We start from the raw sequence: 13,381 nt of genomic DNA on the forward strand, positions 1-13,381 counted from the left end.
GTTCTTTTGAAGTCTTCGTCATAGCGAATACCTTTGCTGTTTGTTGACATGTAAATACCTCCTTTTGGTGTCTACTTTATTGTAATAGATAGTTACTTTATGTGTCCACTTTTTTAATATAGATCCACAGCAGGTTGAGAGATGGTACAAAGTACTGTAAAAACTCTCCTACTATTGCTGAAAAGAATTTGCACCAGTGTATCCTTCGAGCAATCAACTCTGTTGTAGAAAATAAAGTGGATTTTCCGGATATCCTCAAGTATGATTTTTTCTTGGAGCTGAAGAGATACAAATTTCAAAATATAGATTATGATAAAGAAATTGAGAAATGGAAAGGAAAGCTGATCAGGTTTCTTAAGTCGAAAGAAGGCATCAGCATACATAAAAAGTTATGCGAAGATATACTTCAAAAATTGAACTGGCTTGAAACAGAAAAGAAAAGAGCTGAAAATAATAAGGAAGAACGAAAACAGATAGAAACGTTGCTGAATCCCAAATTAGATCTGGCAAGTCTGCTGCGGGTGGAGGAGTATGATGATGTTCTTGTAAGGAGGCTGATTAACTCCATTAAAGTAAAGGCTGATGGTAGTTTGGAAATATGGTTTAAGGTGGGGATTATAGTATGATGGAAATAGTTATTTGAGTTGGATAAAAATTTAATAAATGTAGAGATTTTATAATGATTTATGTTACAATAATAAATACAGAATATAATTTAATAAAATCATATTTTGAGTAGAGGATACTTATGAATAAAAAATGCCAGATATTCACACCAGATAACTATGTAGATGAATTATTAGATAATGTTGGTTATACAGAAAATTTATATGGAAAGAAGATATTAGAAAATTCATGTGGAACGGGAAATGTTCTTGTAGCAATTGTACGTAGATATATTTCTGATTGCAGAAAGAAAGGTTTTTCTGATTTAAAAATACAAAAAGGTTTAGAGAATGATATATATGGAGTGGAAATTGATAATGAACAGTATTCGTTTTGTATAGAAAGACTAAATAACCTTCTTTTAAATGAGAACCTAAATTTAATAAAGTGGAATATTACGAATAGAGATTACTTAAAAAAAAATGAAGTAAATAAATATGATTATATTGTTGGAAATCCACCATATGTTACATATACAGAAATTAAAGATGAAGATAAGAATTTTTTAAGAGAAACATTTGAATCTTGTAAAAAAGGCAAGTTTGATTACTGCTACGCATTTATAGAAAAAAGCTTACAAAGTCTATCCAGTAATGGAAAATTAGCTTATTTAATTCCTAGTAGTATTTTTAAAACAGTGTTTGGATCTAATTTACGAGAAATAATGAAGCCATATATCGAAAAGATTTATGATTATACTCAAGAAAAAATGTTTGATGATGTATTAATTAAATCTGCAATTATGATTTTAAATAAAAAAAGGGAAAAAGAGTATTTTTATTATAAAGATGTTACATTGAATAAACAACAACGAATTAACATCAATGAATTAAAAGATAAATGGTTTTTTGTTGAAAATACAATGTATGGATCTAGACGATTTGGTGACTATTTTAAAGTTTCGCATGTTGTTGCAACATTGCTAAATGAAGCTTATGTTTTAAAAGATTATGTTGAAACAGAAGATTTTATCGAATGTCAAGGATATAGGCTAGAGTCAGACATAATTAAAAATACTGCTACGCCCAAGACGCAAAGATATCATCGAAAAGAAAAAATAATATTTCCTTATTATTATGATGATAAGAATGAACTTAAACGTTATACGGATGAAGAATTTTTATTATTTTATCCAGGAGTAGCAGCTTATTTAAATAGATTTAGAGACAAATTGGACAGAAGAAAAAAGGATGCAAATTCTAGATGGTTTGAATATGGTAGGAGCCAAGCACTAAGAAATTTAAATAATAGCAAATTACTTATTTCTACGGTAATAACATCAAAAGTTTTAGTATATAAATTGGACAAGGAGTGTATTCCATATTCAGGACTTTATATTACTATTAGAGAAGATAATAAGGAATTATCAATTGAGGATGCGGAAACTGTACTAAAAAGTGAAGGTTTTATGCAATATGTATTACATGCTGGAATACATATTAATGGTACTTCAGTAAGGATAACATCAAGGGATATTGAGGAATATAGATTTTGAGGAGATGAATTGAAATATGCAATCGATGATATTTCAGGTTAGTGCAAAAACAGCTAGACTTATAGGGCGAGAAAATATCTCTGATGTTAACGGAGCCATTATTGAATTAATAAAAAATGGATATGATGCAGATGCAGAGTGTGTATATGTAAAATTTGTAAATCCATACAATGAAATACCCCAAACATTGACGCAATCAGAGGTGAAAAAATTTTTCAAACAACGCATGGATTTGATTGAAAATAACTACACAATTTTTGATGGTAAATATAATCTTAATAAAATAGGAAAATGTGGTTTGTACTCTGATTTAGAGTATTATATACGTTCATTATCAAAAATAATAGTTATTGATAATGGCAATGGTATGAGTCGTGATGTACTTGAATCTAGTTGGATGAAAATTGGTACAGACGATAAAGAAATTAATATTTATAGTCCACAAAAAAAAAGAATCAAGACAGGAGCAAAGGGAATAGGACGATTTGCACTCGATAAATTGTCTTTAAAATCAAAAGTTATAACAAAAAACAAGAATGATAAAACATATGAATGGAAAATTGATTGGACTCAATTTGATGATGTCAATTTGTTAAATCAGGTTTCTGCAACATTAGAAGAAGTTGATACAGATTTTGAACAAGTGGTTAAATCATATGCACAAGATGATTTTGATTTACTTAAAGTAAATAATTGGACTACAGGTACATTAATAGAGCTGAGTCCAATAAGAGATTTTTGGGAATCAAAGTCATATTTAAAAGTTAATAACAGTTTAAAAAATATAAATCCATTCGAAAGTGTTGATAGATTTGATATTGTTGTGCGTAATTTGTATTACCCACAGTTTGATTTTTACTCAGAAAAAGAAGGAATAGAGCGTGAGAACTATGACTACTTGATAGAAGCGAATTTTGATGGTAAGGGAACTGTCCAAATAAGTTTTGATAGAAATGAAATAGATATTAATAAAACAAGTACGTCTAAAGAGTATTCACCAACTGATATAGAAACATACGATCATAATGAATTTTGGAACAGAGAAATTTTTAATAGAAAGAAATATACTAAAGAAAGTTTTGATGGTAAAGTTGATTTCATCTATTCATTAAAAGAAATTTTGGAAAATAAAAAAGAAAATTACGAAAGATATAACGAAGTAGGTCCGTTCTCTTTAAAATTTTATTATTTAAAAAATTCAAAAAGTACGGTTGAGATTATTAAGGACTTTAAAAGTCGAAAGAGAAAAGAATTAATTAAAAACTTTGCAGGTATTAAACTTTATAGAGATAACTTTAAGGTTAGACCATATGGGGATAAGGGACAATTTTTTGATTGGCTCAACTTAAGTGAACGAGTACAAAGAAGCCCTGCTGCAGCATCACATGAATCAGGAAATTGGAGAGTATCACCAAATCAGCTTATTGGGAGTGTTTCAATAAGTAGAATAAATAATCCTGCGTTGGAAGATAGTGCAAATAGAGAAGGCATAAATTCAAGTAGAGAATATGAATGTTTTATAGAAATAATACAAGGAATTTTATCTAAGTTTGAGTTTGATAGGCAGTATGTTCTTAGGGAATATGCTAATTGGATTAAAGGAAAAGAAAAAAAACATAGAGATAAAGCTCAGGAAATTTATGAGCAAGTTTCCAAAGAACGCAGTTTAGGGAATAAAGCGAATATTGAAAAAGAAAATGTACATACATTCAAAAATCAAATTCATTATTCTCAAATGGAATTAAAAGATGCGATCTATGTTTTGGGAAAAGAAAAAGAGAATCGGACTTCAACGGAACAATTAATGATGGTTTTAAGTGCTGCAGGAGTTATGGCACAAACATTTGCACATGAAATCTCTAGAGTTGCAACAAATTTAGGGAGTCGAGGACAACATTTAAAAGAAGCAATAAATAGATTATTAAATTATGAACCATATATGGGAGATGAAGATTTTAATCCGTATGATATGATAGATGAGTTAAATGCAACAGATGAAATTTTATCAGAATGGGTTAGTTTGATAATGGATTCTGTACAAAAAGATAAATTCCAAACTAAAACTATTGAACTGAAAAGTTTCTTGGAGCATATTAAAAAAATATGGACACCTCTTTTAAATAAAAAATATATAAAAATTCAAGAAATAGAATGCAGTGATTTAATTGAATTAAAATTACCAGAGGTTGATTTACATTTGATTTTGAATAATTTTATACTTAACTCTGCATACTATTTAGAGGAAATAGATGGTGAAAGAATTATAACCATAAGAGCATATGAGGATGAAAAACATATATATCTTGAAATGAAAAATAATGGACCAATATTAGATGAAAAATATTGGCAAAATCCAGATGAAACTTTAAATGCTCAGGAAAGTAGCAAAGAAAATGGAACAGGGTTAGGCTTATGGATAGCAAGAGAAGCTGTTAATAGAAATGATGGTAATTTACATGTTATTCTAATTGATTCAGGATATATGTTAAAAGCAACATGGACTAAATGATATACGGAGGAGTACACATGTATATAATAGGGTTGATAGATGATGAAGAAAGTGAATTGAAAAAGATAAGACGTGTAATAAAAACTCTTTGTAAGGATGAAACTTATAATTTTAAATCGTATTTAGTTCCTAATAAAACTGAAAATTTAGTTGAAACTATGTTTGCAGAAATACTGGAAGATATAATACATGAGAGAATATCATCTTTAATTGTAGATTATAAAATTATGGTAGAAGCGACTAAAGTACAAGGAACAGAAATTTTAAAAATGATAAAAGATAAGGTTCCTAAATTTCCTGTTATTATACTGACTGAGATTGTTGAAGAAAGCATGCAACCGATATATGTTGATGCAGATAAGGTATATCGTAAGAAGGATTTTTTTAAAATTGAAGAAGATTATGCTAAGGAAAAGGTGTATAACATATTTGATAGTATGAAAAAATATGTTAATCAAAGAGATAGTTTAGAGACATCTATTAAAGATTTTAAAGAACGTTTTTTAAATGGGGAAAATATGTCTAATGTGATTCCTAATATATTAACATTGGAAAGTAAGCTCAATGATTTTGTTCCCGTAGATCAAACACAGATCGATAAAGTGTTTGATGTAAATAAAGCTAAAGAAATTGTAAAGTTAATTGAAAGAGCAAATGAAATTTTGGAGTAAACATATGAAAAGAGAGTTTAGGAATTTTAAAATAGTTAGAACTTGTGATAAAGAATATAAAGATTACCACAGATATAAGCAACATCTAAAAACAGATTTTCATTCTCGTTGTGCATACTGTAACTTGCTTGATACACAAATTACAACACCATATGAAATAGATCATTATATTCCAAAAAATGTTTTTAAAAATGTTTGGCCAGAATTGGAAACACATTATGATAATTTGATTTATGCATGTAAAAAGTGTAACAGGGCGAAGAGTGATCAATATGATGGAGAAATTGAAAATAGAATAATTGAGAATAAACTATTCTATGATCCGGTATTAGTTGATTATAATACTATATTTTATAGAAATGACATTGGGGGAATATCCTCTGATGATACAAAAGGACGAAGTATGATTAACAATTTAAAATTATATCGTCCAATACATAATTTAGCGTGGATATGTGAAATTGTAAAAAATACCATAGATCATATAAACATAAAAATTCAAGAAGTTGGGGAAGATTCTGAAAAGGGAAAATTATTGCTCGAAGCAAAAAATAGTTTAAATATATATTATGTTGACTGCAGAGATATATTTATTGCAAACTATAATAATGATGAATTTACAATGAACTAATTAAAAGTTAGTTTATGTGAATAAGGTTTTCTTAGATGGTACTTACGCCAAGGGGATACCAGGCTCACAGGGCATACTTATTGAAACCTTATGCAAGCTGGAGGAAGAATAAAGAGTGATTTCAGCAGAAAGTTTACAAAGCTTCAAAATGCTATAAGGCGTAAAATACTTTTCCGTGAGGAAGACATTGAAAAATAGTTTTTTTTGGAAAAATGCAGAAGTTGTTTTACTGGTATTTCCAAGAGGATCGCAAGGGAGGATGACTTGACATATTTGACATGAAAGATTCATGGAAAAATTATGATGAAGATGCCCTAATGGCAGCAGTGAACTATTTTGCGGAATTTTTGGAAAAACCGGATAAAGAAATCCTGCGTGAATGGGTGATGACACATGTTCCGGCAACAGAAGTATTTACCGGAGATATGGATGACGGCGACTTCCTTGATAATGAAGCACTCCTTGACCCGTTCCCAGAATTTGCGGAAGCGTTTTCGCCGCATTCAGAAAGATGGGATTTATTTTGCATAACTTGTGAAGATATGTCTGGTGTCTGGCTGCAAGAGTGGGATACCTTCGATCCGAAAGTTTTGCAAGAGGTTGTTGAACTTTTTGCGTTGTTCGTTAAGGAGCCTCATGCAGAGATAGAAGACTGGGTACGGGATAACATCAACCCTTCTTGGGCATTGGAGTTTGTGCAGGATTATGAGAGTCAAGTGGATGTTATTTATTCTATGATGGGAGAAGCCCCTTTTTTGGCGTTTCATGAGAAATTTGCGCCTGGCACAAAAGAATGGGCGTGGTGCTGCGGATTACTCATAGATATGGGGGCGGAAGATATAGAGGAAATAGATTCTTATGAAGCGTGAGAAAGCATCAAGGACAGCTATAACAGAAATTTTATAGAAACTACTTTTTACAAAGAAAGCGCGGTATGAAAATCGAATTCGTACCGCGCTTTTGCTTTGCAAAACAGCAAAAGATCTCGATAGGAGATCCATACTTTTGAAAAATATTGTTGCAAATCATAACAAATTGCATTATTTCTTTATAAAATGTGAGTTTCATTTATACACTGTTTTAAAGTATCTTTTTTCACGCGATATAGTGCGTAAAAAACATGAGGGAATTTTACACGAAAAAATGAAAAAATATGTATAGAGATATATCTGTTTTTATTAAATACGGTAGAAATAAAAATAAAAAAATATTATAATGAATAAAATGCAAACAAAAAAATACGGGAAAATAGCGAAAATATAAAAACAGAAGAAGTGAAACATGATGAGGTATGTAATAGAAGATACAAAATATTGTTTCAAGTACGCATTTGATACGGAAACCGGCGCTTATGTACGGACAGGAGTATTAGATGACAAAGGGAGGGACACGGGAAAAGATCCCTTTCAAGCATCTTTTCCGCATTTGATTGATGTAGGAATTATGGGGCACTGCATTCATGGCAAGACGGGACTCTGCGCCAAGGCTGGTGTGGGTTGCTACCAAAGTGGATTATGGAAAGAAGAGCCCAATATGACGGTAGAAGATTTCCGCTGGATCGCCGAACAATGCAAGGGAAAAACCAATCAGTTTGCCCTTGGCGGACGAGGAGACCCGGATCAGCACGAACAGTTTGCAGAGATTTTGAAGATTTGCCGGGAAAATCAGCTAGTGCCGAATTTTACCACGTCCGGCTATGGAATGACGCCGGAAATCGCGGCGCTTTGCAAGCAATATTGCGGTGCGGTAGCGGTCAGCTGGTACCGCAGCAGCTATACCTTGCAGGCGATACAGCAATTACTGGATGCAGGCGTGAAAACAAATATTCATTATGTATTGGGGCAAAACAGCATAGAGGAAGCCATAGAACGGCTGCAGAAAAATGATTTTCCGAAGGGCATCAATGCGGTGATTTTCCTTTTACATAAGCCAGTGGGGCAGGGGACGGCAGAAAATGTACTTTTGGCAGATGACTCAAGGGTGAAAGATTTCTTTGCGCAGGTAGACGCCCAGCATACATTCAAAGTGGGAATGGACAGCTGTCAGGTGCCGGGAGCAGTGAATTTCTGCGGAAATATTCATCCGGCGTCTTTGGATACCTGTGAAGGCGGCAGATTCAGCTGTTATATTAGTGCGGATATGCAGATGACGCCGTGCAGTTTTGATCAGGAAAGGAAATATGAGGTTTCCCTGCGGACGTATACCATAGAGGAGGCGTGGAATAGCCTGGAATTTGAAAATTTCAGGAATCGGATGAAAGGCGCTTGCCCGGCATGTGAAAAGCGGGAACTTTGTATGGGCGGATGCCCGCTGATGAGGGAAATTGTGCTTTGCAGCCGTTCGTCCAAGCAATATATAGAATAAGGGGGAAAATTATATGAAAATCAGAACAGATTTTGTCACCAATTCCAGCAGCAGTTCCTTTGGGATTATCCACATCAAGAGCAAAGCGCTTGGAGAGTTTCTTGAGAAGTACCGAAACGCTGATATTCCTTGGACGACGGATTTCATAATAGATAATGATATGATCCATATTGAAGATATGGATGACATATTTGTGCCGAGGAACCCGACCTGTGTGGAGGAAGTGCTGTTTGCCTTGCTGGATATGCTTGCCGGGGTCAATTTAGAAGATGTGAAATCGCCGGAGTTCCCGGTAGATTATGATTACAGCGAAGAACAGGTGAAGATGCTTCTGGAAGCGAATAAAAGGGTGAAAGAACTGACCGATTCTATCAAGACAGTGGACTGGCATACCGGTATTGCCGAATGGGGTATGGACGAGGAAGAGGAAGCGGAAAGCGGCAGCGACGCTATTTTTCGTTACGATCGTGAGAAGAAAATCAGCGAGTATGAGATGTTCTGAGAAAATAGGAACTGTCACGCGAAAAGATTCAGCCTTCTCATGGAGTACTTCACGCAGATAGGATGGAAGTTGGTAAAGTTCACGGGATTATCTGAATGATTATCGGGAAAAAAGAAATTGCGTAAAATATAAACGAAATGGAAATGAAGTCAAAGAGAAAGAGGAAGTAAAAATGAAGATCAGAACAGATTTTGTCACCAATTCCAGCAGCAGTTCGTTTGTGATTATTCATATGAAAAGTGAGGAAATTGCGAAATTGCTGGAAAAATATCGGGATGCGGATATTCCCTGGAATGTGATGTTTGAAGTGGAAGAAGACGAGATTGATATCGACCCGGAGGATTTTATGTCCCCGCAAGACCCGACAAAAGTAGAGGAAGTGCTGGAGTGTCTGTTGATGCTGCTGGCAGAAGTGAATCTCAAGGACGTTTCATCACCTGATTTTCCGAAGGGATTTTATTATAATGAAGATCAAGTGGCATTGATGCAGGAGGCGTTTGAAAACCGGAAACGCTTGACCGATTCCATACAGTCGGTATCATGGGATGCAGGGCTTTGCGTGCCGCCGGAAGAAGAAGGAGAACTGCAAAATACCCATGTACGATTTTTCTATGACCGGGAAAAAGGCAGTTCTGAATTTGTGGAAGATGCAGAATGGTGATTGTGCAGATAAAATTTTAAGAAGGTACGTGTATGGCAAACATTTCAAGTGCGAATGGAACACTTACTTTGAAAGGAGACTGGACCGAAGCGGCTGTGGAAGCGTTGAAACCGGTTCTGGACGCATGGAAATTTTACGGCGAGTATGGTATGCGGGTATATGAATATCCCTACAGTCGACAAAACAACAATAGAGTTTAACGGCAGCGGACGGTGGTCGTTTTCCGGAACGCTGGGGGGTTTTGACAGCTGGACGAGGTCGTAGATCGAGGATCAGCCCGAAAGAAACGGAAATCCCATACGTCCGCTGACAACAGAGCAGTATGACCTGCGCTTAAAGCTGATGCAGGAGAATGTGCTCAGCATGGAAGTTGACTTTGAGGACAAAGAGGGCGGCATGGGTCTCCGTAACCATGAGGTAGGTGTATTTACAAGTGAGGACGGTGAATTACACTATGAGCGGACGACATGTGAGGCTGTTCTCAGTGATGATTCCGGCAGTGAGGCAGCGGTGGGCTATCTCGCTCAGTTTTGTACGAATCCCGACACAGAGAAACTGAGCGAATGGGTAGCGGACAATATTTGTTTTACGGATATATTTGATAACTGGGCGCCCGATCATGACCAGATCATATACGGGCTGCAAGAGTTTGACGAGGACCCGTTCCCACAATTCAGCAGAGATTTTTCTCCAGATACAAAGGAATGGGAAGAATTTTGTGAAATTTATAAGTCGATCAATGATTACCGTCCGGACGAGGTGGAATGATAACAGAGTTTTGCGATGCAGGTCCAGCATTACCTCGAAAATTGAGAGACGACAGTGTGAAACATTTTTTATGCGGCTTTTTATTGTTTTCGCATAAGGGAAATAGAGGATCAATCCGGAATAAACGGAAAGCCGGTAAGCCCGCTGACAACAGGGCGGTATGATCTGCTCTTAAAGTTGATGCATGACAAAGATCTCCGCATGGAGGCAGAATCTGAGGACGTGGAAGGTGATAGAGGGAGATTCCATTGACAATGAAGAACTCCATGCTCCCTTCCTCCAATTTTATGAAGCCTTTGGACCAGATACCATTCCATGGGTATCGTGCTGCGGATAGCTGCTCGATTTTGGCGCTGGAGGGATAGAGAAAATCTGCTCAGACACAGAGGAATCAATTGAAAAAGAGATCCCAAAAACAGTGCAAGAATTTACAATGCATTTTTATCTCAAAATAGATATCATTAGATCGGTTGTTCGAATGCAGGATTCTTATATTTAGAAGACCGTTTTTGTTTCGGAAGGAGGTTGTTTTTATGCCGGATGTTTATAAAAGAAGATTTGCCATCAAAGGAACAAAAAAAGATGTTATGAAAGCGCTGCGTTTTATGGCGGAACAAGCGGCTCTGAAAACAGAATACAGCTATCTGTACGAAATGTTTTTAAAACCGACTGAAGTGGGAAAAGCTGGGGAAGAAGTGGGAAAAGCTGGGGAGCCATATGGTCTCACAGAAAATTTTGACCAAGCAGGAGAAATGGATCAGGTAGGTTTTTTTTCCTGCGGATATATGGTGCGCCGATGGTTAGCGGTTTTAGAGTATGAAACAGTTTTTCGGGAAATAAGCGCGGATAATCCAGATATAGAGCTCTATGCAGAGATACATAATGAAGGCGGCATTCAGGAAACGCAGCCTTATATGGAATCATTCTATTCTCCTGCCGGAAGCGCGAAATTGACGCAAAGATATATCCAGATTTATCAAGATCCTCATAGCGAAGAATATGATCCATCTAAAGAACCACCGTTAAGCGCGGAAGATATTGAAGCGCAGTACCTGGAAACATGGGGAAAACCAAAAAGTTATTTTGAATCGTTGCTAAGGGGCGGGGAAGCAGGAGAAAGCAATAGAAAGCGGGATGATTTTTACTATCTTGATGTATGCAAAGAAATGATGAAGGGGGAAATAAAAGTATCTGGTCTTGACACAGATGAAATCAAAGAAAGATTTGAACATATCCAAACAGGTCAAAAGCTGTTATTGAAACAAGGTGAAAATGACGACGTTATGCTTTTTTCTGAAGATGGGCGCATAGGGACACTATCGGGGAAAGGCAATTTTGGGTTGATGACGTTTGTTCACGATACAGGAGAACTGCTATATTTTGGGGATGCGGTGCAGGTTCTGCACCATATGCTGCAGCTTATGCCCAACAGCATCTGGTGTAAAGTGCTGGATGTGACCCCGCTCTCCAAAAGAAGAAAAAACGCGAAATACGCTTTGCTTTCTGTGGAACTTAAAATATCTCAAGAACTGCAAAAGAGAATAGAACAAGAACAGAATGCGGGCGCCGGCTTTTTAGAGGAAATTCTAAGCTCTATCAAGACGCTTAAAAAATTCCAATAAAACATTATTTTGGAGATAGAACAGGATTTTCTTGCATGAAAAAAACCGCGGGATATGATTTGGCTCAATCCGTTTATGCCAAGGGATGATGTTCCCATAATATACGGATCACTATCTTAGGAAAGCTGGAAGAAGAATAATAGAAATTGCGTTTTTTCGACAGGGAAAAACAAAAAATACAGCGTTTTACAAGAGCGATATCATGAAAATGGTGTCGCTTTTTGTTTTGCTTTTTTATATACGATTAATTGAAAAACAGTGTGATATTTGTGGTAAAGACATTTACATCCTTGGTATATTTTAGAAAATATAAAATGTGTCAGCCTTCTTTTGGTTTATAAAAACTTAACAAGAGGATTTCTTTTGATATAATAAAGATATATCAAATTTGTTTCAGATGATGGAAAGGGAGGAGGATTTTCCATGAAAAATTTGTGGAACGAATATGACCCAGATGTCCTTGCGTCAGCCGTAGATTATTTTGCATCATTTTTAGAGGAACCCAATAAAGAGGTTGTGAAAAAATGGGTAGAGAAAAATGTTCCGGCAAACGAAATGTTCTTAGAAGATATGGAAGATGGAGATTTCATTGACAATGAAGAACTTGGTGATCCCTTCCCGGAATTTTATGAAGCCTTTGCACCTCGTTCTGAGAGGTGGGATGAATTTTGCCAAATCTATGAAGAAATATTTGGTGTCTGGCTGCAAGAGTGGGAGAATTTTGACCATAGTATTTTAAAAGAAGTGATTGAACTTTTCCAATTGTTTGTGAAAGTACCTGATGAAGAAATCAATGAATGGGTCTATGACAATATCAATCCTTCTTATGAGCTTCAGTGTGCAGAGGATTATGAAAGCCAAATAGATATCATTTATTCTATGATGGGAGAAGATCCTTTTCTTGATTTTTATGAAGCCTTTGCGCCTGACACAAGTCAATGGGCGCGGTGCTGTGGCTTGCTGATTGATCTTGGTGCGGGAGAAATAGAGGAAATTTGCTCAGATGAAGAGGAATAAATAGCAAATCAAACGATCGTGCGGGGTAGCCTATTTGTATCTATGTATGTGACTCATTGCATTGGTTACCTAAGGATTCTTTTTGTCAAAAGATTGCTTTTATTTCAAGGGAGTTGATTTTATGCCAGACATTTATAAGAGAAGATTTGCACTCAAAGGAGCAAAGAAAGCGTCATTTTATATATGAAATGGGGTTTTCATGTTTTTATAATGGAAACAGAGAAAAATATGATTGGCTCAATCAGTTTATGAGAAAGAGAGATTATGCTCCTATAATATACGGATTGCTACACTATGGAAATTGTAAGAAGAATAAAAAGTTATCTAGAAAAGACCGTAAGGGTGCAATGAACTGCTCCAGATTGTGCGGACAGCACAAAAAGGCCTCTATGTAGGAAAATATGAAGTTTTAAGTGGAGAGGCGTCGCGTAAGCGGCGGCTCTCCGGTTTTTAACTGGATGCGCTCATGGTTGTA

Annotated in this window: 13 protein-coding genes; all 13 read left to right on the forward strand. The window is 35.6% G+C overall.

Annotation, left to right across the window (positions count from 1 at the left end):
* The first annotated feature begins 134 nt into the window (after positions 1-134).
* Complete coding sequence (locus INF29_RS12355; RefSeq protein WP_193486927.1) at positions 135-626, forward strand: hypothetical protein; 492 nt, start codon at positions 135-137, stop codon at positions 624-626.
* Between the two features lie 122 nt (positions 627-748).
* The gene (locus tag INF29_RS12360; protein WP_193486929.1) at positions 749-2,161 is read left to right on the forward strand and encodes an Eco57I restriction-modification methylase domain-containing protein; all 1,413 of its coding nucleotides are present in this window, start codon (positions 749-751) and stop codon (positions 2,159-2,161) included.
* A 16-nt stretch (positions 2,162-2,177) separates the two neighbouring features.
* Positions 2,178-4,670: a sensor histidine kinase gene (locus INF29_RS12365; RefSeq protein ID WP_193486931.1), complete on the forward strand. Its 2,493-nt coding sequence runs from the start codon at positions 2,178-2,180 to the stop codon at positions 4,668-4,670.
* A gap of 17 nt (positions 4,671-4,687) precedes the next feature.
* On the forward strand, positions 4,688-5,341 hold the full coding sequence (locus tag INF29_RS12370) for a hypothetical protein (protein WP_193486932.1): 654 nt from the start codon (positions 4,688-4,690) through the stop codon (positions 5,339-5,341).
* Between the two features lie 4 nt (positions 5,342-5,345).
* Positions 5,346-5,972: an HNH endonuclease gene (locus tag INF29_RS12375; RefSeq protein ID WP_193486934.1), complete on the forward strand. Its 627-nt coding sequence runs from the start codon at positions 5,346-5,348 to the stop codon at positions 5,970-5,972.
* Positions 5,973-6,289: 317 nt separating this feature from the next.
* A complete protein-coding gene (locus tag INF29_RS12380; protein ID WP_191344570.1) occupies positions 6,290-6,841 on the forward strand; it encodes a hypothetical protein in 552 nt (183 codons plus the stop codon).
* 412 nt (positions 6,842-7,253) lie between these two features.
* A complete protein-coding gene (locus INF29_RS12385) occupies positions 7,254-8,336 on the forward strand; it encodes an SPASM domain-containing protein (RefSeq protein WP_193486936.1) in 1,083 nt (360 codons plus the stop codon).
* A gap of 13 nt (positions 8,337-8,349) precedes the next feature.
* Positions 8,350-8,838, forward strand: a complete 489-nt coding sequence (locus tag INF29_RS12390) for a hypothetical protein (RefSeq protein WP_191344568.1) — start codon at positions 8,350-8,352, stop codon at positions 8,836-8,838.
* Between the two features lie 172 nt (positions 8,839-9,010).
* Positions 9,011-9,499, forward strand: a complete 489-nt coding sequence (locus INF29_RS12395) for a hypothetical protein (protein WP_087989901.1) — start codon at positions 9,011-9,013, stop codon at positions 9,497-9,499.
* Between the two features lie 32 nt (positions 9,500-9,531).
* The gene (locus INF29_RS12400) at positions 9,532-9,699 is read left to right on the forward strand and encodes a hypothetical protein (RefSeq protein ID WP_162609884.1); all 168 of its coding nucleotides are present in this window, start codon (positions 9,532-9,534) and stop codon (positions 9,697-9,699) included.
* 163 nt (positions 9,700-9,862) lie between these two features.
* Positions 9,863-10,267 carry a hypothetical protein gene (locus INF29_RS12405; RefSeq protein ID WP_087989902.1) on the forward strand — a complete coding sequence of 135 codons (405 nt, stop codon included), beginning with the start codon at positions 9,863-9,865 and terminating at the stop codon, positions 10,265-10,267.
* A 533-nt stretch (positions 10,268-10,800) separates the two neighbouring features.
* Complete coding sequence (locus INF29_RS12410) at positions 10,801-11,889, forward strand: hypothetical protein (RefSeq protein ID WP_193486938.1); 1,089 nt, start codon at positions 10,801-10,803, stop codon at positions 11,887-11,889.
* A gap of 423 nt (positions 11,890-12,312) precedes the next feature.
* A complete protein-coding gene (locus INF29_RS12415) occupies positions 12,313-12,906 on the forward strand; it encodes a hypothetical protein (RefSeq protein ID WP_191344563.1) in 594 nt (197 codons plus the stop codon).
* The last annotated feature ends 475 nt before the right edge of the window (positions 12,907-13,381 follow it).

Origin of the sequence: Anaerotignum lactatifermentans, from assembly GCF_014982935.1 — a bacterium.
Classification (GTDB): domain Bacteria; phylum Bacillota; class Clostridia; order Lachnospirales; family Anaerotignaceae; genus Anaerotignum; species Anaerotignum lactatifermentans.